Below are 18,384 nucleotides of genomic sequence, written 5' to 3'. Positions count from 1 at the left end.
CCGTGGTGGAGAAGTCGCTGAGGAAGCAGGGGCGTGCCCGGGGCCAGTCGATGGTGGAGTACGCCGTCGTCACCGCGGCGCTGATGGGCTTCACCGTGATGGGCTGGCCGTTCCTCGTGCAGTTGCTGAACGCGCTGCACCGGTACTTCAACTCCATCTACTACGTCATCCAGTCGCCCATTCCGTAGGGCGCCGGCGGCAACCCCTGGCCCGGGACGAGTCGCGCGCTCCTGGCGCGCTGGATTCGACCGGGCTGTTTCATTCCTGTCTGGTTGATTCGCGTTCGCGCGCGTGGGCGCCGGCTGCCTGGAGGGCGGACGGGAAACCCTTACGTGTTTTCCGAAAGACAGCCACCTCATTGCCCTCCAGGGCGATGAAGTGTCGCGGAGGCGTCGTCATGTCGTGGATTCCCCCGAGGTCGTTGCCTGTATTTGTTTGATGTGGCTGCGGGCAGGCAGGCGGGGAGGCTGGGATGGCTTTGTCCATTCATGGCTGTCATTGATGTGAGGCGCAGGACATTCCCGGTCAGGGGTGGAAGAATCGAATCCTCGGCTTTTGTGGTTCTTTCTGCGTGCGTGGTAGTGATTGATGGATGCGATGCTCCTTCCGCTTACATCTTGCGAGGGCGCAGTCCGGGCAGTCCGCGGTGGAGACCGCGATTGTCCTGCCGCTCTTCGTGTTCCTCATCCTGGGTATCCTGCAGTTGGGGCTGATGCACCAGGCGCGGCTGCTCACGAAGTACGCGGCCTACAAGGCGGTGCGGGCTGGCTCCATCCACAACGCGAACGTGCGGGAGATGGAGAAGGCGGCCGTCGCCGTGCTGCTGCCCATGCTCGCCCAGCGCGCGTCCGGCCAGGGGGGCATCGAGTACGTGCGGCCGGTGGGCAGCGGGCAGCAGTTCGCGGACAAGTGGAAGGAGCTCAAGGACAACAAGATGGCGGACACGGAGCTGAAGTACGCCGAGGTCACCATCTGCGGGCCGACGAAGGCGGACGCGGGCGGGAGCGGCGGCGAGGTGGACTTCGACGACCCGGACAACGCCACCTCCGCTGACTGGAAGCAGAGCCACCGCACCAAGCTGCGCATCCAGGTCACGTTCAACTTCCGGCTGGTCGTCCCGTTCGCGGACTGGGTCATCTTCAACGCCGCACGTGCCCGCGACATGCCCATGGTGATTCGCATGGGCGAGGTGAAGGGCACGGAGAAGAGCAAGGTGGCCGTCCGGAAGTTCGGGAGCGCCTCCACCGGCGAGGGCCCCTACGACGCCGCCGCGTCCAAGCGCATCTACATCGCCCCCATCCGCGCCACCTACACCATGCGGATGCAGTCGAACCTCTATACCAACACCGACGACCTGCCCTCGAGGAACGCATGCCTCTTCCCGTTCGCATACTGAGTCGCCGGCCGCGTCGCCGCTCTCCTCGCGGGCAGGCCATCGTCCTGGGCTCGCTGTCGTTCCTCGTCCTGGCGCTGATGGTGACGCTGAGCTTCAACCTGAGCCACGCGCTGCGCCGCAAGATGTCCCTGCAGCAGCACGGCGACGCGATGGCGTTCTCCATGGGCGTGCTGGAGGCGCGCGCGCTCAACTACTACGCGGTCAGCAACCGGGCCATCGCCGGCTCCTACGTGGCGATGAACAGCCTGCACGCGTACATGGCGGCCGCGAGCGTCACCGGCGAGATGCTGCGCGCGGGCGGGGTGAACTTCACGGCCATCGCCGCCTCCGAGGCCGCCAAGTGCGCCGCCTGTCAGGGGAAGTGCCCCTGCTGCCAGCACGCCGTCGAGGCGGGACAGATCGCCGCCAAGTTCGCCAAGCAGTCCTTGATGTACGACCGGGACGTCCGGGGCCTGGAGGGCAAGTTCAAGAACGCCATGGAGGGCCTGGACCTCATGGTGGACAACATCCACACCTCGCAGCGGGAGGTGCATGAGAAGACGCTGCAGGCGGTGAAGGACGGCTCGAGCCATGGCCTCTCCCTGCTGAAGACGCAGACGGTGCCGGAGGTCAGCGACCTGGCGTCGGGGGTGGGGGCGCTCAACGCCAACGAGTTCAACTGCGCCGTGGACGGGATGGAGTGCCAGGGCAGCGTGGCGAACACCTCGCCCGAGGCGCGCGCGCGCGTGGTGACGGAGATTGGCAATGCGAGTCGCTCGGCCTGGCCCGCCAACCGCAAGGGCCTGCCGCCCAACCACCTGCACGAGAAGTTCCTCGAGGAGTTCAAGACCATCCCCAACAACAAGGGGACGCACCAGTTCGTCGGTCACTTCGGCTCGTCGAAGACGGTGCAGAACATGCTGGGCGTCTACCTGCCGGGACAGATGGGGGGCAACCAGGGCACCACCGTGGCGGCCAACGAGACGGGGGCCCTCGCCCAGTTGTCGTGGGAGGACGCCACCCCGGCGACCGCGCCCTACCTGGCCAACATCTGGAGCGACGACAGGGGCGGAGGCCACACGGTGCTGATGGCGCACTCGGGGCAGCATCGCTTCGAGGGGACGAACGCGAAGGCGCTCACGTCGTGCGCCGGCTCGGGCAACTGCTTCATGAAGTACCGCGCCAACCCCGACTCGGAACGCGACTGGGGCCAGCCGCGCGTCTACAGCTATTACACGATGAAGCTGAACGTGGGGAACCCGCGCGAGGCCCCCTGGGAGCTCAACAACTCCCGCAGCGTGAAGTTCACGCATGGCGAGCAGGGCACCGGCAGCCTGACGCTGTCCGCGGCCGATGGCATGAGCCTGTCGAAGTCCCTGGTCTACTACCACCGCTTCAAGCAGGGCGGCTGGTCGGAGCCCCCCAACCTCTTCGCGCCCTACTGGCGTGTGAAGCTGCATCCGTTCAAGCCCGATGAGGCGAAGAAGGTGCTGGAGGAGGCGGGCAACTCGGACGCGGTCGCCATCGTCGAGGCGCCGGAGGTGTCGCTGTGAGCGCCAGGACCGGAAGCCGTCTCACGAGGGGCTCGGCCGCGGTGGAGACGGCGCTGTGCATGCTCGTCATCATCCCCGTGTTCATGTACGCCATCTTCCTGGACGACCTGTTGAAGCACGTCCTGGACGCCCAGGAGACCGTGGTGTCCACCGTCTGGGATTACGCGGTGTCGGACTACGCGGCCAGGCCGGAGGGCGGTGAGGCCTTCGCGAACTTCGGTCAGACGCAGGGCCTGGCCCGGCAGATGTTCTGTGACCACGAATCGGGGCTGGACAGCTACGGCCCCGGCAAGGGGCCCGAGTGCGACAACGACGTGCGCCACCACCAGGATGTGGTGGCCCATGCGTGCTGGCTGTATCCGGAGGCCAAGCAGGTGTACTGCTCGGTGGACCAGAACGCTGTCGGGAGCTACGGCGTCACGTTGCACGCCGCCTACATGCGGCAGTTCAACAAGGGAGGGCTCATCCGCTGCTCGGCGCGCAGCAGCGTCCAGAACTACCTGCTCCCCACGACGTTCCTCCAGGAGTTCTCGCAGGTGGACCTCGCGAAGGAGCAGAAGCAGAACAAGGGGCAGGTCCACAGCAACTCCCAGGGAGGGAGCGAGAAGGACACCTACCTGCTCCCGTGGGAGTACATCGCGCTGGTGACGGACACGTGGGCCCTCACCAAGGGCCAGAGCTTCTCGCCCGGGGAGGGACAGAAGGAGGAGGGTGACCTCTACGCGCGCGTGCAGCAGCTCTACTCGAACCAGGAGAACTCGGGCTACCCGCAGATGGCGTCCGCCTCCGAGGAGCTCGTCAAACAGGCCATCGACCGCAACCTGCTCGCCTCCAGCCTGGCGCTCAACCACACCCCCGGCGACGACCCGCGTGACGTCAGCCTCTCCATCCAGCCGCAGAACGGCGGCGCCCCGTCGCAAATCGTCATCCAGGGACTGACCCCCGCCACCTACTTCAACAACGAGTGGCGCGACTGGGAGGTGAACAACAACCAGGCCACCGCGCGGCAGCGGGGCAACTACTACATGGGCTGCAAGCAGCCGGGGAAGTGCTGATGGCCGTGCTGAACCGACGCAAGCCTCGCGGCCAGGCCATGGTGGAGTACGCCGTCGTCACCGCGGCGCTGATGGGCTTCACCGTGATGGGCTGGCCGTTCCTCGTGCAACTGCTCAACGCGCTGCACCGCTACTTCAACTCCATCTACTACGTCATCCAGTCGCCCATTCCGTAGGGGCGCTGCCTGTCTGGAGGGTGGACGGTGAATCCTTACGGGTTTCCCGAAAGACAGTCTTCGAGCTGCGGGCGGGCAGGCGGGCTGCTGGAGTGGGTTCGTCCCAATGTGTGGTTGTCATGGGTGTGCGGCGCAGGACATTGCAGGCCAGGAATGGGAGATTTGAGCCCCTGGCTTTGTGGCTGTTTCCGTGTGCGTGGTAGTGATTGATGGATGCGATGCCCCTTCCGCTCACATCCCGCGAGGGCGCAGTCCGGGCAGTCCGCGGTGGAGACCGCGGTTGTCCTGCCGCTCTTCGTGTTCCTCATCCTGGGCATCCTGCAGCTCGGGCTGATGCACCAGGCGCGGCTGCTCACGAAGTACGCGGCCTACAAGGCGGTGCGGGCTGGCTCCATCCACAATGCCAGCGTCGCGGAGATGGAGAAGGCCGCGGTCGCCGTGCTCCTGCCGATGCTGGCCAAGCGCGCTGAGGGACCCGACGGCATCGAGTATGTGCGTCCGGTGGGCAGTGGCCAGGAGTTCACGGACAAGTGGAACGAGATGGCGGGCAACCGGATGGACAAGGTTGGCCTGAAGTACGCCGAGGTCACCATCTGCGGGCCCACCCGCGAGGACCTGGGCGGTGGGAGTGGCGAGCTGGACTTCGACGACCCCGACAATGCCACCTCCGACAATTGGCGACAGAGCCAACGCACCAAGCTGCGCGTGCAGGTGACGTTCAACTACAGGCTCATCATTCCGTTCGCGGACCGGGTCATCTACTACGCGGCACGGGGGCGGGACCTGCACATGTCGCTGCGGTTGGGGCAGGTGAAGGACGATGAACGGTCCAAGGTGGCTCAGCGCAGGTTCGGGAGCGTCTCCACGGGAGAGGGGCCCTACGAAGGTGCGGCATCGAAGGGGGTCTACATCGCTCCCATCCGTGCCACCTACACCATGCGGATGCAGTCGAATCTGTATCTCAATACGTCGGACATCCCCTCGAGGAACGCATGTCTCTTCCCGTTCTCCTACTGAGCCGGCCAGGGCTGCGCCGCCAGCGCGGGCAGGCCATCGTGCTGGGCTCCTTGTCCTTCCTGGTGCTGGCGTTGATGGTGACGCTCAGCTTCAACTTGAGTCATGCGCTGCGGCAGAAGATGAGCCTGCAGCAACATAGTGACTCCATGTCGTTCTCCATGGCGGTGCTGGAGGCCCGGGCGCTCAACTACTACGCGGTCAGCAACCGGGCTGTCGCGGGCTCCTACGTGGCGATGAACAGCCTGCACGGCTATATGGCCGCCGCGAGTGTCACGGGTGAGATGCTGCGGGCGGGCAAGGACAACTTCGACAAGATCTTCCGTATCGAGATGGCCTTGTGCGTCGCCTGCCGCTTCTCGTGTGACCACTGCAAGCATGCTGCCGAGGCCAAGAAGATCGCCAATCGGTTCGAAAAGGATGCGCTGATGGTCGACAGCAACGTCCGCGGCCTCGAACCGAGCTTCCGTACGGCGATGCAGGGCATGGACCTCATGGTCGACAACATCCATACGTCCCAGCGGGAAGTGCATGAGAAGACCCTCCAGGCCGTCAAGGATGGCTCGAGCCATGGCTTGTCCAGACTCAAGGGGGATACCGCCCCCAATGTCAGTGAGCTGGCATCGGCGGTCGGGAGCCTGAACGCCAACGAGTTCAACTGCGCCGTGGATGGCATGGAGTGCCAGGGAAGTGTCGCCAACACGTCGCCCGAGGCGCGTGCCCGCGTGGTCACGGAGATCGGGAATGCGAGCCGCTCGGACTGGCCTGCCAACCGCAATGGCAAGCCACCCAAGCATCTTCACCCGGACTTCCTCAAGAAGCTCAAGGACATCCCGGGCGAGGGCAATTACACGGTGCTCCAGCACGACGGCTCCGCCAAGGCGGTGCAGAACAAGTCCAGGGTCTTCAGCGAGGGCTCGAGGAGTGGAAACCAGGGCACCACCATCGCCGGCGCCGAGAAGGGCTCCGTCCAACACCAGTGGAAGCACAACCTGGTGTCCTCGGACTACGACACCGTCGTCTGGAGTGACGCCAATGGTGGAGGTCACGAGAACGGCGGTCGGCAGCATGTGGGGCAACACCGCTTCGAGGGGACGAACGCGAAGGCGCTCACGTCGTGCGCCGGCTCGGGCAACTGCTTCATGAAGTACCGCGCGAACCCGAGCTCGGCGCGCGACTGGGGGCAGCCCCGGGTCTACAGCTACTACTCGATGAGGCTGAACGTAGGGGACCCTCAGACGGCGCCCTGGGAGCTCAACAGCTCGCGCTCCGTCAGGTTCCAGCACGGCGGGCAGGGCAGGGGGAGCCTGACGTTGTCGGCGGCCGATGGCACCGCCATGTCCAAGTCGCTCGTGTACTACCACCGCTTCAAGCAGGGAGGCTGGACGGAGGCGCCCAACCTCTTCTCCCCCTACTGGCGCGCCAAGTTGCACCCCTTCACGGCGCCCGAGGCGAAGCGGGTTCTCGAGGATTCGGGCAACTCCGATGCGTCGACCATCGCGGATGCACCGGGGGTGTCGCTGTGAGGACTCGGACGCGACGAGGGACGAGGAGCGCTCGGGGCTCAGCCGCGGTGGAGACGGCGCTGTGCATGCTCGTCATCATCCCCGTCTTCATGTACGCCATCTTCCTGGATGACCTCCTGCGCCACACGTTGGACGCCCAGGAGACCGCGCTGTCCACCATCTGGGACTACGCCGTGTCGGATTACGCGGCGGAGCCGACGGGGGGAGAGGCCTTCGCGGGTTTCGGCCAGACGCAGGGACTCGCGCGACAGATGTATTGCGACCATGAGTCGGGAATCGACAGCTATCAGACCGACCCTCCCGAGTGCCGGCTGCGGACCATGCATCACCATCAGGAATTGGTAGCACATGCCTGCTGGATGCATCCCGAGGCGCAGCAGGTGGAGTGCACGGTCGACCAGAACGCTGTCGGAAGCTACGGGGTGACGCTGCATGCCTCGTACATGCGCCAGTTCAATCGAGGTGGGCTCATCCGATGCTCGTCGCGCAGCGGCGTCCAGAACTACCTGCTCCCGACCACCTTCCTCCAGGAGTTCTCCCAGGTCGACCTCGCGAAGGAGCACAAGGACGGCGACGTCCACGACAACGCGGAGGCCAAGGGAGATCGAACCAAGGATACCTACTACCTCCCGTGGGAGCGCATCGCCCTGGTCACCGACACGTGGGCGCTGACGACGCCGCAGAACACGGAGCCTGGCGTGAAGGACACCGAGCCGACCAACGTCTACGTGCGTGTGGCTCACATCTATTCGAGCCAGGAGAACTCGGGCTTCACTCAGATGTCTCCCGCCGCGGAGCAGCTGGTCCGGCAGGCCATCCAACGGAAGTTGCTCGATACCTCCCTGCAACTGGACAACGATGCCGGAGATGACCCGCGCAACGTGAGCATTTCCATCAAGGCCCAGACTGGAAGCAACGCGCCCACCCAGCGCATCGACCAGGGCGATGGTGCCGGCACCTACTTCAACAACGAGTGGCGCGACTGGGAAGCCAACAACAACCAGGCCACGGCGCAAGCGCGCGGCGAGTACTACATGGGCTGCCAGCAGCCGGGGAAGTGCTGATGGCCTCGCTCACGCGACGCAATCGCCGAGGCCAATCCATGGTGGAGTACGCCGTCGTCTCCGCCGCCTTGCTCGGCATCACCACGGTGGGCTGGCCCTTCCTGGTCCAGCTCCTCAACGCGCTGCACCGCTACTTCAACTCCATCTACTACGTCATCCAGTCCCCCATCCCGTGAGGACGGGGGACCGGGCACGCGTCACCGCTACGGCGTCACGGTGGTGACGAACTCCGCCTTGCCGCCGGCGACCTTCAGCACGACGGCCTCCTTCACCGCGTCGCGGTTGGCGTCCAGCGTGATTCGCCCCGCGACGCCCGGGAAGTCCTTCGTCACCGCGATGGCGTCGCGCAGCGACGGGCCGCTCAGGTCCGGGGCGCGCTTCATCGCCTCCACCAGCACCCGGCCCGCGTCGTACGCCAGCGCCGCCACGCTGTCCGGCACGCTGCCGTAGCGGGCCTTGTAGCGCGCCAGGAACGACTGGAGCACCGGGTCCGGGTTGCCCGGCGAGTAGTGGTTGGAGAAGTAGCTGCCCTCCAGCGCGGACCCGCCCAGCTCGAACAGCTTGTCGGAGTCCCACCCGTCGCCACCCAGGAGCGGCACCTTCAGGCCCACCTCGCGCGCCTGCCGCGCGATGATGCCCACGTCCGTGTAGTAGCCCGGCACGAACACCGCCTCCGGCTTCAACTGCTTGATGGCCGTCAGCTGCGCGCGGAAGTCCGTGTCCCCCTTCGAGTAGCTCTCCGTCCCCACCACCTGTCCGCCGAACTCCTGGAACTTCGCGGTGAAGACGTTGGCGAGCCCCATGGAGAACGCGCTCTTGTTGTCCGTGAGCACCGCCACCCGCGACAGCTTCAGGTTCTCGCGCGCGAACTTCGCCATCACCAGGCCCTGGAACTCGTCGATGAAGCAGACGCGGAAGATGTAGTCGCCCTTCTTCGTCACCTCGGCGCTCGTCGACGTGGGCGTAATCATGGGCACCTTGCCCGCCTGCGCCTTCTCCGCCATCGCCATGGACACCGACGAGGCCGCCTCGCCAAGAATCGCCACCACCTTGTCCTGGGTAATCAGCCGCGTCGCCGCCTGCGCCCCTTCCTCCGGGCGTCCCTGGCTGTCGTACACGCGCACCACCACCTTGCGGCCCTTCACGCCGCCAGCGGCGTTGGCCTCGTCCAGCGCCAGCTCGATGCCGTTGCGCGCCGACACGCCGAACGTGGCCTCACTGCCCGTGAGGCTGCCCACCTCACCCACCACGATGGGGCCCGAGTCCCCATCCGCCTGCGCCTGAGCGCCCGGCTGGGTGGGCGCCTGCGCTGGAGTGCCCTCCTGGGAGCCTTGGGGAGCCGTGGCCTGGCCGCTCGGCGGGGCGTCGGTGGGGGTGGGCGCGGACTTCTTCTCACAGCCCGCCAGACTCAGTGCCAGGGTGGCCAGGAGCAGCAGATGACGCATCGGCGGATTCCCTCCAGGTGACAGGGGCTTCACCCTAGCCCTGTCCCAGAAGCCCTCCAACCGCAGGGCCGCCCGCCTTCCGTCAAAATGCAATGTGGACTGAAACGGTCCAGATTACATATGACGCCCCGGCGGGCTGGAGGGCCCGCGTGGGAATGGACCCAGAGAGGAGAGAGCGTCCCGCATGCTTCGGATGAGCAAGATGACCGACTACGGCATCGTGCTGATGACCGAGCTGGCTCGCGCGGAGGGTGGCACCCGCACCACTCGCGAGCTGGCGGCACGCACCCGTGTGCCATTGCCCTCGGCCAGCAAGGTGCTCAAGGGCCTGCTTCAAGCGGGCCTCGTGGTGTCCCACCGCGGCGCCAACGGAGGCTATGGCCTGGCGCGGCCGCCGGCGTCCTTGTCGCTGGCGGAGCTGGTGGCCTCGCTGGAGGGCCCGGTGTCGCTCACCGAGTGTGGCGTGCATCCCACTGGCGGCGCGCCCTGTGAGCTGGAGGCGGTGTGCCAGGTGCGCGGCCACTGGCGCCTCATCAACCAGGCCATCCAGGAGTCGCTGGCGCGCCTGACGCTGGCGGACCTCATCGCCCCGGCGCCGCGCATGCCGGAGCGGCTGGTGGGCCTGGGCGTGCCCTCGCGGCCCACGAGCCCCAACGCCCCCCCGACGACTTCATCCGTGACAGGAGTTCGCTCATGACCACCGACACCCTTCAGGAGCTGACGCGCCGCCCGTACGCGGCGGGCTTCGTCTCCGCCGTGGAGGCGGACACCTTCCCGCCCGGCCTGAACGAGGACGTCATCCGCGCGCTGTCCGAGAAGAAGGGCGAGCCGGCCTTCCTGCTCGAGTGGCGCCTGAAGTCCTTCCGCCACTGGCTCACGCTGCGCGAGCCCACGTGGCAGGCGGTGACGTACCGCCCCATCGACTACCAGGCCATCAGCTACTACTCGGCGCCGCGCTTCAAGCCGAAGAAGGACAGCCTGGACGAGGTGGACCCGGAGATTCTGCGCACCTACGAGAAGCTCGGCATCCCGCTCGAGGAGCAGAAGCGACTGCAGAACGTCGCGGTGGACGCGGTGTTCGACTCGGTGTCCGTGGCGACGACGTTCAAGGACAAGCTCGCCAAGGCGGGCGTCATCTTCTGCTCGTTCTCGGAGGCGGTGCGCGAGCACCCGGAGCTGCTCAAGAAGTACCTGGGCACGGTGGTGCCGCACTCGGACAACTTCTTCGCGGCGCTCAACTCGGCGGTGTTCAGCGACGGCTCGTTCGTCTACGTGCCCAAGGGCGTGAGGTGCCCGATGGAGCTGTCCACGTACTTCCGCATCAACGCGGCGGAGACGGGCCAGTTCGAGCGCACGCTCATCGTCGCGGACGAGGGCTCCTACGTGAGCTACCTGGAGGGCTGCACGGCGCCCCAGCGCGACACCAACCAGCTGCACGCGGCGGTGGTGGAGCTGGTGGCGCTCAAGGGGGCCACCATCAAGTACTCCACGGTGCAGAACTGGTACCCCGGCGACGCCGAGGGCAAGGGCGGCATCTACAACTTCGTCACCAAGCGTGGCATCGCGCACGAGAAGGCGAAGATTTCGTGGACGCAGGTGGAGACGGGCTCGGCGATTACGTGGAAGTACCCGAGCGTCATCCTCAAGGGGGATGACTCGGTGGGCGAGTTCTACTCGGTGGCGCTCACCAACAACCTGCAGCAGGCGGACACGGGCACGAAGATGGTGCACATCGGGAAGAACACCCGCTCCACCATCGTGTCCAAGGGCATCAGCGCGGGGCGGGGACAGAACACGTACCGGGGGCTGGTGAAGGTGCTCAAGAGCGCCCAGGACGCGCGCAACTATACGCAGTGCGACTCGCTGCTCCTGGGTGACAAGTGCGGCGCCCACACGGTGCCGTACATCGAGGTGAAGAACGCGTCCGCGCAGGTGGAGCACGAGGCCTCCACGTCGAAGATTGGCGAGGACCAGCTCTTCTATTGCAGGCAGCGCGGCATCTCCCAGGAGGACGCGGTGTCGATGATTGTGAATGGCTTCTGCCGGCAGGTCTTCAAGGAGCTCCCCATGGAGTTCGCGGTGGAAGCGCAGAAGCTGCTCGGAGTGAGTCTGGAAGGGAGCGTGGGGTAGGTCATGGCGCTGCTGTCGGTTCGGAATCTGCACGCCCGCGTGGGCGACAAGGACATCCTCAAGGGCATCGACCTGGAGGTGGGCGCCGGTGAGGTGCACGCCATCATGGGGCCCAACGGCTCGGGGAAGAGCACGCTGGCGAGCGTGCTCGCGGGGCGTGACGCCTACGAGGTGACGCAAGGCGAGGTGCTGCTCGACGGCAAGTCATTGCTGGAGCTGTCGCCCGAGGCTCGCGCGGCGGAGGGCGTGTTCCTGGCCTTCCAGTACCCGGTGGAGATTCCGGGCGTGGGCAACCTGCACTTCCTGCGCACGGCGCTCAACGCGCAGCGCCGGGTGAAGGGGCTGGAGGAGCTGGATGCGATGGACTTCCTCCAGCTCGCCAAGGAGAAGTCGAAGCTGGTGCAGCTGGATGCGGCCTTCATGAACCGTTCGGTGAACGAGGGCTTCTCCGGCGGCGAGAAGAAGCGCAACGAAATCTTCCAGATGGCGGTGCTGGAGCCGCGCCTCGCCGTGCTCGACGAGACGGACTCGGGCCTGGACATCGACGCGCTGCGCACGGTGGCGGGGGGCGTGAACGGCCTGCGCTCCAAGGACCGCGGCATGGTGCTCATCACCCACTACCAGCGGCTGCTCGACTACATCGTCCCGGACAAGGTGCACGTCATGGCGGCGGGCCGCATCGTCCGCTCGGGCGGGCGCGAGCTGGCGCTGGAGCTGGAGGAGAAGGGCTACGGCTGGCTGGGCCTGGAGGGTGGCAAGGGGGCGCCGAAGGGCGGGGAGGTCCGGCGATGACGCGCTACCTGGACGTCGCCTCGCGCTTCCAGAAGGAGTCCGCGAGCGCGCCCGCCTTCCTGCGTGCCCTGCGTCAGGAGGGGCTCGCGCACTTCGAGCGGCTGGGCCTGCCGACGACGAAGGACGAGGCGTGGAAGTACACCAACGTCTCGCCCATCGCGGAGGGAGGCTTCACGCCCGTGTCGGCGCTGCGTGACAGCGCGGTGCTGGCGCCAGTGGTGGACAGGCTCGCGCTCGTCGGTGGACCCCGGCTGGTCTTCGTCGACGGACGCTTCGCTCCGGAGCTGTCGAGCGTGACGGGGCTGCCGCGCGGGCTGACGGTGAAGCCGCTCGGCGTGGCGCTGACGGAGGACGCGGCGCTGCTCGAGGCCCACCTGGGGCAAAGGGCGCGAGCGTCGGAGCAGGCCTTCACGGCGCTCAACGCGGCGCTGCTGGAGGATGGGGCGCTGGTGCACCTGTCGAAGGGCGCGCTGAGCGAGGTGCCCGTGCAGCTGGTCTTCCTGACGCGCGGCGACGCCGCCGTGCTGGCGAGCCCGCGCGTGCTGGTGCTCGCGGAGGAGGGCAGCGAGGGCACGCTGGTGGAGACGTACGCCAGCGCGAGCGGAGACCCCGTGGCCACGTTCACCAACGCGGTGACCGAGGTGACGCTGGGGGACAACGCCAGCCTGAAGCACTACCGCCTCCAGTCGGAGGGGGACGCGGCGCTGCACGTGGGCGGGTTGCACGTGAAGCAGGGGCGCGACAGCCGCTTCGTCTCGCACACGTTCGCCTTCGGCGGCGTGCTGGCGCGCAACGAGGTGCACGTCTCCTTCGCGGGCAAGGGTGGCGACGCGACCCTCAATGGCCTGTACGTGGGGCGCGGGACGCAGCACCAGGACGTGCGCACCGCGCTGGACCACGCGGTGGCGGACTGCACCAGCCGCGAGCTGTACAAGGGCGTGCTGGATGACCGGGCGCGCGGCACGTTCCACGGTCTGGTGAAGGTGCGGCAGGACGCGCAGCGCACGGACGCGCGGCAGCAGAACCGCAACCTGCTGTTGTCCGAGCATGCGCAGGCGGACACGCGGCCGCAGTTGGAGATTCTCGCGGACGACGTGAAGTGCGCGCACGGCGCGGCGGTGGGGCGGCTGGACGCGCAGGCGCTGTTCTACCTGCGCTCGCGAGGCATCCCCCAGGCGGAGGCGGAGCGGCTGCTCACGTATGCCTTCGCCCGTGAGCTGGTGGATGCGGTGCCGGAGGGGCCGGTGCGCGCGAGCGTGGAGTCACTGCTGGCCCAGCGGTTGCCGGGCGCGGCCCGGACGGAGGTGACGGCATGAGCACGTTCGACGTGCAGCAGGTGCGCGCGGACTTCCCCCTGCTGAGGCAGGAGGTGCGGGGCCGTCCCCTCGTCTATCTGGACAGCGCGGCCACGGCGCAGAAGCCGCAGGCGGTCATCGACGCCATCGTCCGCTTCTACCAGCACGACAACGCCAACGTGCACCGGGGCGTCCACATCCTCTCCGAGCGCGCCACGGAGGCCTACGAGGGCGCGCGCGAGACGGTGCGCGGCTTCCTCAACGCCCGCGACGCGCGCGAAATCATCTTCGTGCGCGGCACCACCGAGGCCATCAACCTGGTGGCGCAGACCTACGGCCGCAAGCACATCGGCGCCGGGGACGAGGTGCTCATCACGCAGATGGAGCACCACGCCAACATCGTCCCCTGGCGGATGCTGTGCGAGCAGACCGGCGCCACGCTCAAGGTGATTCCGGTGGATGACCGGGGCGAGCTGGTGCTGGACGCGGTCGACGCGCTGCTGACGGAGAAGACGCGCATCCTCGCGGTGACCCACGTCTCCAACGCGCTGGGCACGGTGAACCCGGTGAAGGAGCTGACGCGCCGGGCGCACGCGAAGGGCATCCCCGTGCTGGTGGACGGGGCGCAGTCGGTGACGCACTTCCCCGTCGACGTGCAGGACCTGGGCTGTGACTTCTACGCCTTCAGCGGGCACAAGACGTTCGGCCCCACGGGCATCGGCGTGCTGTACGGGCGGCTGGAGCGACTGGAGCCGATGCCTCCGTACCAGGGCGGCGGGGACATGATCCTCTCCGTGACGATGGAGAAGGTGACGTACAACCGCGTGCCGCACCGCTTCGAGGCGGGGACGCCGAACCTGGAGGGCGCGGTGGGGCTGGCCGCGGCCATCCGGTATCTGCAGGGCGTGGGGCTGTCCGCCATCGCCGAGCACGACCGGGAGATGATGGCCTACGCGACGGCCGCGCTGGAGTCGGTGCCGGGGCTGCGGCTCATCGGCACGGCGCGCGAGAAGGCGGGCGTGCTGTCCTTCACGCTGGAGGACATCCACCCGCACGACGTGGGCACCATCCTGGACCGCGAGGGCATCTGTATCCGCACGGGCCACCACTGCGCGCAGCCGGTGATGCAGCACTTCAAGCTGCCGGCGACGGCGCGGGCGTCGCTGGCGCTCTACAACACGCGCGAGGACGTGGACGCGCTCGTGCGCGGGCTGCACAAGGTGAGGGAGGTGTTCGGATGAACTCGGGCTCGGATGACTTGAAGGACCTCTATCAAGAGGTGGTGCTGGAGCACTCCAAGCGGCCGCGCAACTACCGCGTGGTGGAGGGCGCCAACCACGAGGCGGCGGGGCACAACCCGCTGTGCGGAGATCAGCTCTCCGTGACGATGAAGATGGAGGGAGACGTCATCCGCGACATCGGCTTCCAGGGGCAGGGCTGCGCGATTTCACGCGCGTCCGCGTCGCTGATGACGGGGGCGGTGAAGGACAAGTCGCGCGAGGAGGCGGAGGCGCTCTTCACGCAGGTGCACAAGCTGGTGACGGAAGGGCCGGAGTCGGTGGACCTGGACGCGCTGGGCAAGCTCGCGGTGCTGTCGGGCGTGAGCGAGTTCCCCGCGCGGGTGAAGTGCGCGAGCCTGGCGTGGCACACGATGCGCGCGGCGCTGGCGGGACACAGTGAAGCGGTCTCCACGGAGTAGGGAAGGAGGGAGCGGACCATGCGAGGCGTGACGGCGATGCTGGAGCGGGAGGTCCCCGCGACCATCATCCCCAGCGGTGACAGGGTGGTGCTGCCGGAGGGCGCGGAGCTGCGGGTGATGCAGACGCTCGGCGGCAACATCACGGTGCAGGACCCCTACGGGCAGCTCTTCCGCATCGACGAGAAGGACGGCGCGGCGCTGGGCGAGGAGTACGCGCCCAAGGAGAAAGCCGCGGGCGACCCCAGCGAGTTCCACGAGGAGCAGGTCTGGGAGCAGCTGCGCACGGTGTATGACCCGGAGATTCCGGTGAACATCGTGGAGCTGGGGCTGGTGTACGCGTGCAAGGCGGAGCCGCTGCCGGAGGGTGGGCAGCGCGTGGACATCCAGATGACGCTGACGGCGCCCGGCTGCGGCATGGGGCCGGTGCTGGTGGATGACGTGCGCACCAAGGTCAGCGGCGTGCCCGGCGTGAAGGAGGCCCACGTGGAGCTGGTGTGGGACCCGCCCTGGGACCAGAGCCGGATGACGGACGTGGCCCGGTTGCAGCTCGGGTGGATGTGACTCCCTGATTCGAGCCCACCGCGGGCCTCGTGCCCGCGCGTGTCGAGACCGCGGAGCGATACTTCTGCCCCCGAGTTGCTCTTGATGTCCGGATTGCGGAGGATGCCGCCGGCTCGGTCGTCCTTCGCTCGCACACCTTCTCGACACCAGGAGGTCTGCCATGAAGTCTCTGAAGCTGTGGCTGTGGGCTTGCGCCGTCAGTCTTGCGGTGGGGTGTGGCGGAGTGCCCGCCGAGACGACGGTCGACGAGGGCGATGCCCTGACCTCCGCTTCGGAGGCGCTGGTGGGCTGTTACGCCTCCTGCTCGGATGGCACCACCGTCACGTGTCCGACGACGCCCGTCACCTGCACTTCGACGAACTACGTGAGCGTGGTCTGTGATGGCACGACGTACGCGTGCCCGCCCACGGGCTGCCGGCCTGGGATGCCGACCTGCTCCTTCGCGCGGACCAAGATCTGCCTCGACCTGTCCACCTTCTCCTGCTGCGATGACGGGGAAGTGGGGGAGTGCACCTGCCGGCAGGTGGGTGGAAATCCCCGCTGCCTCTGAGCGGCGCTCGACCTCGTCGGGCCCGAGGAGGGCCGTGGAACGCACCACGGCCCTCGCGCGCTTCAGCGTGAAGCCGCCAGCCGGCGCACGCCGAAGCTGATGGCCGCGGTGGCCAGGCTGCCCGCGAGCAGCCGGGGCCAGCGCCGTCCGGACTCCTCCGTCGTCGGGTGGTAGCGCGCGGCCACGGGGTGCTCGTCCTGGGCCTGGCGCAGGCGCTCGCGCACCTCGGGCATCTTCTCCGCGAAGAGCTCCACCATGGCGCGCTCGAAGGCGGGCAGGTCCTGCGGCCCCCGGCTGGAGACCCAGTTGTCGTCGCGCACCAGCTCGTCGTCGCGCCACAGGGCGCCGGAGTTCTTCACATCGTCCTGGATGCCGGGCCACGACGTGAGCGTGCGGCCCTCGGTGAGGCCCGCCGAGATGAGCAGCCACGGCGCATGACAGATGATGGCCATGGGCAGGTTGAGCGAGTCCGCGTCGTGGACGAAGTCCTTGGCCAGCGCGCTCTGGCGCAGCGTGTCCGGGTTGATGAGCCCGCCGGGCAGCAGCACCGCGTCGAAGTCCGCGGCCTTCACGTCGCGCAGCGTGGCGTCCACGCGGACCTTCTTGCCCGGCAGCATGTGGTTCATGCCCCGGATATGGCCGGGCAAGAGCGACACGATGGTCACCTCCGCGCCCTGGCGCTGCAGCTTCTTGACCGGACGCGTCAGCTCCACCTGCTCGAAGCCGCTCGTCGCCAGCACCGCCACCCGCAAGCCCTTCAGCTTCTTCATCACGCGCTCCCCGGTTCCGTGGACGACCCCGAGACTGTGCACGCCAGCGCCATCCGGCACGGGGGACGGAGCGGACGGGAAGGCCCTTCGTCTGTGGCCTGCTCATCGCCTGGAGGGCAGGCAGGGGGCCGTCGTTGTGCCCTTCGGAGCGCCGTGCTACCGACGCGGGCACATCGCCTGCGAACACGCGTGTCGTCACCTCATACGCGTCGTCTCGCGGGTCCCGCTGGAGGTCACGGAATGTTCGCTTCCCTGCCGTCTCTTCCCCGAAGCCTCGTCGCGGGGACCGCGCTGTTCCTCCTGCCCGTGGGCTGCACGAGCACCCAGGGCGCGCGGGTCGATGACGCCCGACTCACCCAGGAGGGCTCGGCTGCTCGCAAGCCCCGATGGGGGCTGGTCATCCACGGCGGCGCGGGCGTCATCTCGCGCGAGAACCTCTCGCCCGAGCGCGAGGCCGAGGTCCGCGCGGCGCTCCAGCAGGCCCTCGCGGCGGGACATGGCGTGCTGGCCCAGGGGGGCACGAGCCTGGACGCGGTGAGCGCGGCCATCCGTGTCCTGGAGGACTCTCCGCACTTCAACGCGGGCAAGGGCGCGGTCTTCAACCACGACGGCGTCAACGAACTGGACGCGGCCATCATGGACGGCAGGACGCGCTCGGCCGGGGCTGTCGCGGGGCTGCGTCACGTGAAGAACCCCATCGACCTGGCGCGCCGGGTGATGGAGCAGTCGCCGCACGTGATGATGATGGGAGAGGGCGCGGAGGCCTTCGCCAAGGCGCAGGGCGTGGAGCTGGTGGACCCGAAGTACTTCTACACGGAGGAGCGCTGGCAGGGCCTCCAGCGCGCGCTGGAGAAGGAGCGCGCGACGCCGGCTCCGGGCACGACGCCCTCGACGCTGCGACCCGGGTATGACCCGGTGACGGGGGACCACAAGTTCGGCACCGTGGGCGCGGTGGCGCTGGACCAGGCCGGCAACCTCGCGGCGGGCACGTCCACCGGAGGCATGACGAACAAGCGCTACGGCCGCGTGGGGGATTCGCCCATCATCGGCGCGGGCACCTACGCGGACCCGCGCTGCGCGGTCTCCGCCACGGGGCACGGAGAGTTCTTCATCCGCTACACCGTGGCGCGCGACATCTGCGCGCGCGTCGAGTACCAGGAGCTGCCCCTGCCCGAGGCCGCCAACCTCGTTGTCAACGACGTGCTGGTGAAGGCGGGAGGCGAGGGCGGCGTCATCGCGATGGACCGCGATGGGAATGTGGCGATGCCGTTCAACTCCTCGGGCATGTATCGCGGCTACGTGGGCGAGGACGGTCAGCCCCACGTGGCCATCTTCAAGGAGCCTGAGGCGTCGAGGTAGCGCGGGCGCACTGTCGGGGC

20 protein-coding genes are annotated in these 18,384 nt (G+C 67.8%); 18 read left to right on the top strand and 2 right to left on the bottom strand.

What is annotated here, in order from left to right:
• Positions 1–5: 5 nt before the first annotated feature.
• From OWM54_RS14195 to OWM54_RS14155, 9 genes are all read left to right on the top strand, one after another.
• Entirely contained in the window at positions 6–188 is a 183-nt protein-coding gene (locus OWM54_RS14195) for a hypothetical protein (protein WP_141327720.1), read from the top strand.
• A gap of 404 nt (positions 189–592) precedes the next feature.
• Positions 593–1,396: a TadE/TadG family type IV pilus assembly protein gene (locus OWM54_RS14190; protein WP_420715331.1), complete on the top strand. Its 804-nt coding sequence runs from the start codon at positions 593–595 to the stop codon at positions 1,394–1,396.
• Positions 1,372–2,928 (top strand): hypothetical protein, encoded by a 1,557-nt coding sequence (locus tag OWM54_RS14185; RefSeq protein WP_267697837.1) that lies wholly within the window; start codon positions 1,372–1,374, stop codon positions 2,926–2,928. Before OWM54_RS14190 ends, OWM54_RS14185 begins: the two co-directional genes overlap by 25 nt.
• A 59-nt stretch (positions 2,929–2,987) precedes the next feature.
• Positions 2,988–3,983 carry a hypothetical protein gene (locus tag OWM54_RS14180; RefSeq protein ID WP_255665762.1) on the top strand — a complete coding sequence of 332 codons (996 nt, stop codon included), beginning with the start codon at positions 2,988–2,990 and terminating at the stop codon, positions 3,981–3,983.
• A complete protein-coding gene (locus tag OWM54_RS14175; protein ID WP_223746227.1) occupies positions 3,983–4,159 on the top strand; it encodes a hypothetical protein in 177 nt (58 codons plus the stop codon). The genes OWM54_RS14180 and OWM54_RS14175 overlap by 1 nt, the downstream gene beginning before the upstream one ends.
• Before the next feature lie 213 nt (positions 4,160–4,372).
• On the top strand, positions 4,373–5,176 hold the full coding sequence (locus OWM54_RS14170) for a TadE/TadG family type IV pilus assembly protein (RefSeq protein ID WP_223746228.1): 804 nt from the start codon (positions 4,373–4,375) through the stop codon (positions 5,174–5,176).
• Entirely contained in the window at positions 5,152–6,699 is a 1,548-nt protein-coding gene (locus tag OWM54_RS14165; RefSeq protein WP_267697836.1) for a TadE/TadG family type IV pilus assembly protein, read from the top strand. The genes OWM54_RS14170 and OWM54_RS14165 overlap by 25 nt, the downstream gene beginning before the upstream one ends.
• Before the next feature lie 65 nt (positions 6,700–6,764).
• The gene (locus tag OWM54_RS14160; protein WP_248542277.1) at positions 6,765–7,763 is read left to right on the top strand and encodes a hypothetical protein; all 999 of its coding nucleotides are present in this window, start codon (positions 6,765–6,767) and stop codon (positions 7,761–7,763) included.
• Positions 7,763–7,939, top strand: coding sequence for a hypothetical protein (locus OWM54_RS14155; protein WP_194869318.1), 177 nt, complete (start codon positions 7,763–7,765; stop codon positions 7,937–7,939). Before OWM54_RS14160 ends, OWM54_RS14155 begins: the two co-directional genes overlap by 1 nt.
• A 27-nt stretch (positions 7,940–7,966) precedes the next feature.
• Here the strand turns inward: OWM54_RS14155 and OWM54_RS14150 are convergent, their stop codons facing one another.
• Entirely contained in the window at positions 7,967–9,208 is a 1,242-nt protein-coding gene (locus OWM54_RS14150) for an ABC transporter substrate-binding protein (RefSeq protein WP_267697835.1), read from the bottom strand.
• A gap of 184 nt (positions 9,209–9,392) precedes the next feature.
• On the opposite strand from OWM54_RS14150, the gene OWM54_RS14145 reads away from it, so the two are divergent.
• The 8 genes from OWM54_RS14145 to OWM54_RS14110 all read left to right on the top strand — a co-directional run bounded on the left by OWM54_RS14145 (position 9,393) and on the right by OWM54_RS14110 (position 16,235).
• A complete protein-coding gene (locus OWM54_RS14145) occupies positions 9,393–9,905 on the top strand; it encodes an SUF system Fe-S cluster assembly regulator (protein ID WP_141327699.1) in 513 nt (170 codons plus the stop codon).
• A complete protein-coding gene (sufB, locus tag OWM54_RS14140) occupies positions 9,902–11,338 on the top strand; it encodes a Fe-S cluster assembly protein SufB (RefSeq protein WP_248542276.1) in 1,437 nt (478 codons plus the stop codon). The genes OWM54_RS14145 and sufB overlap by 4 nt, the downstream gene beginning before the upstream one ends.
• A 3-nt stretch (positions 11,339–11,341) precedes the next feature.
• Complete coding sequence (sufC, locus tag OWM54_RS14135) at positions 11,342–12,130, top strand: Fe-S cluster assembly ATPase SufC (protein ID WP_223783403.1); 789 nt, start codon at positions 11,342–11,344, stop codon at positions 12,128–12,130.
• Positions 12,127–13,446 carry a Fe-S cluster assembly protein SufD gene (sufD, locus tag OWM54_RS14130; RefSeq protein ID WP_267697834.1) on the top strand — a complete coding sequence of 440 codons (1,320 nt, stop codon included), beginning with the start codon at positions 12,127–12,129 and terminating at the stop codon, positions 13,444–13,446. Before sufC ends, sufD begins: the two co-directional genes overlap by 4 nt.
• The gene (locus tag OWM54_RS14125; RefSeq protein WP_267697833.1) at positions 13,443–14,666 is read left to right on the top strand and encodes a cysteine desulfurase; all 1,224 of its coding nucleotides are present in this window, start codon (positions 13,443–13,445) and stop codon (positions 14,664–14,666) included. Before sufD ends, OWM54_RS14125 begins: the two co-directional genes overlap by 4 nt.
• Positions 14,663–15,124, top strand: coding sequence for a Fe-S cluster assembly sulfur transfer protein SufU (gene sufU, locus OWM54_RS14120; RefSeq protein ID WP_267697832.1), 462 nt, complete (start codon positions 14,663–14,665; stop codon positions 15,122–15,124). Before OWM54_RS14125 ends, sufU begins: the two co-directional genes overlap by 4 nt.
• 18 nt (positions 15,125–15,142) lie before the next feature.
• Positions 15,143–15,685, top strand: coding sequence for a putative Fe-S cluster assembly protein SufT (gene sufT / locus OWM54_RS14115; RefSeq protein WP_141327710.1), 543 nt, complete (start codon positions 15,143–15,145; stop codon positions 15,683–15,685).
• Between the two features lie 160 nt (positions 15,686–15,845).
• Positions 15,846–16,235 carry a hypothetical protein gene (locus tag OWM54_RS14110; protein WP_267697831.1) on the top strand — a complete coding sequence of 130 codons (390 nt, stop codon included), beginning with the start codon at positions 15,846–15,848 and terminating at the stop codon, positions 16,233–16,235.
• A 62-nt stretch (positions 16,236–16,297) separates the two neighbouring features.
• Here the strand turns inward: OWM54_RS14110 and OWM54_RS14105 are convergent, their stop codons facing one another.
• Positions 16,298–17,005, bottom strand: a complete 708-nt coding sequence (locus tag OWM54_RS14105) for a type 1 glutamine amidotransferase domain-containing protein (RefSeq protein WP_141327712.1) — start codon at positions 17,003–17,005, stop codon at positions 16,298–16,300.
• A gap of 240 nt (positions 17,006–17,245) precedes the next feature.
• On the opposite strand from OWM54_RS14105, the gene OWM54_RS14100 reads away from it, so the two are divergent.
• Entirely contained in the window at positions 17,246–18,364 is a 1,119-nt protein-coding gene (locus tag OWM54_RS14100) for an isoaspartyl peptidase/L-asparaginase family protein (RefSeq protein WP_223746238.1), read from the top strand.
• Positions 18,365–18,384: the final 20 nt, after the last annotated feature.

This window comes from Myxococcus sp. MISCRS1, from assembly GCF_026626605.1.
In the GTDB taxonomy this organism is placed as follows: Bacteria; Myxococcota; Myxococcia; order Myxococcales; family Myxococcaceae; genus Myxococcus; species Myxococcus fulvus.
Note: the sequence above shows the minus strand (reverse complement) of the source record. Positions and strands in the feature narration are given on the sequence as shown.

What these genes read in the sequence shown, in the direction of transcription:
- OWM54_RS14190 (WP_420715331.1), top strand. Translation starts at nt 593, where the DNA reads ATGCGATGCTCCTTCCGCTTACATCTTGCGAGGGCGCAGTCCGGGCAG.
- OWM54_RS14185 (WP_267697837.1), top strand. Translation starts at nt 1,372, where the DNA reads ATGCCTCTTCCCGTTCGCATACTGAGTCGCCGGCCGCGTCGCCGCTCT.
- OWM54_RS14180 (WP_255665762.1), top strand. Translation starts at nt 2,988, where the DNA reads ATGCTCGTCATCATCCCCGTGTTCATGTACGCCATCTTCCTGGACGAC.
- OWM54_RS14175 (WP_223746227.1), top strand. Translation starts at nt 3,983, where the DNA reads ATGGCCGTGCTGAACCGACGCAAGCCTCGCGGCCAGGCCATGGTGGAG.
- OWM54_RS14170 (WP_223746228.1), top strand. Translation starts at nt 4,373, where the DNA reads ATGCGATGCCCCTTCCGCTCACATCCCGCGAGGGCGCAGTCCGGGCAG.
- OWM54_RS14165 (WP_267697836.1), top strand. Translation starts at nt 5,152, where the DNA reads ATGTCTCTTCCCGTTCTCCTACTGAGCCGGCCAGGGCTGCGCCGCCAG.
- OWM54_RS14160 (WP_248542277.1), top strand. Translation starts at nt 6,765, where the DNA reads ATGCTCGTCATCATCCCCGTCTTCATGTACGCCATCTTCCTGGATGAC.
- OWM54_RS14155 (WP_194869318.1), top strand. Translation starts at nt 7,763, where the DNA reads ATGGCCTCGCTCACGCGACGCAATCGCCGAGGCCAATCCATGGTGGAG.
- OWM54_RS14150 (WP_267697835.1), bottom strand. Translation starts at nt 9,208, where the DNA reads ATGCGTCATCTGCTGCTCCTGGCCACCCTGGCACTGAGTCTGGCGGGC.
- OWM54_RS14145 (WP_141327699.1), top strand. Translation starts at nt 9,393, where the DNA reads ATGCTTCGGATGAGCAAGATGACCGACTACGGCATCGTGCTGATGACC.
- sufB (WP_248542276.1), top strand. Translation starts at nt 9,902, where the DNA reads ATGACCACCGACACCCTTCAGGAGCTGACGCGCCGCCCGTACGCGGCG.
- sufC (WP_223783403.1), top strand. Translation starts at nt 11,342, where the DNA reads ATGGCGCTGCTGTCGGTTCGGAATCTGCACGCCCGCGTGGGCGACAAG.
- sufD (WP_267697834.1), top strand. Translation starts at nt 12,127, where the DNA reads ATGACGCGCTACCTGGACGTCGCCTCGCGCTTCCAGAAGGAGTCCGCG.
- OWM54_RS14125 (WP_267697833.1), top strand. Translation starts at nt 13,443, where the DNA reads ATGAGCACGTTCGACGTGCAGCAGGTGCGCGCGGACTTCCCCCTGCTG.
- sufU (WP_267697832.1), top strand. Translation starts at nt 14,663, where the DNA reads ATGAACTCGGGCTCGGATGACTTGAAGGACCTCTATCAAGAGGTGGTG.
- sufT (WP_141327710.1), top strand. Translation starts at nt 15,143, where the DNA reads ATGCGAGGCGTGACGGCGATGCTGGAGCGGGAGGTCCCCGCGACCATC.
- OWM54_RS14110 (WP_267697831.1), top strand. Translation starts at nt 15,846, where the DNA reads ATGAAGTCTCTGAAGCTGTGGCTGTGGGCTTGCGCCGTCAGTCTTGCG.
- OWM54_RS14105 (WP_141327712.1), bottom strand. Translation starts at nt 17,005, where the DNA reads ATGAAGAAGCTGAAGGGCTTGCGGGTGGCGGTGCTGGCGACGAGCGGC.
- OWM54_RS14100 (WP_223746238.1), top strand. Translation starts at nt 17,246, where the DNA reads ATGTTCGCTTCCCTGCCGTCTCTTCCCCGAAGCCTCGTCGCGGGGACC.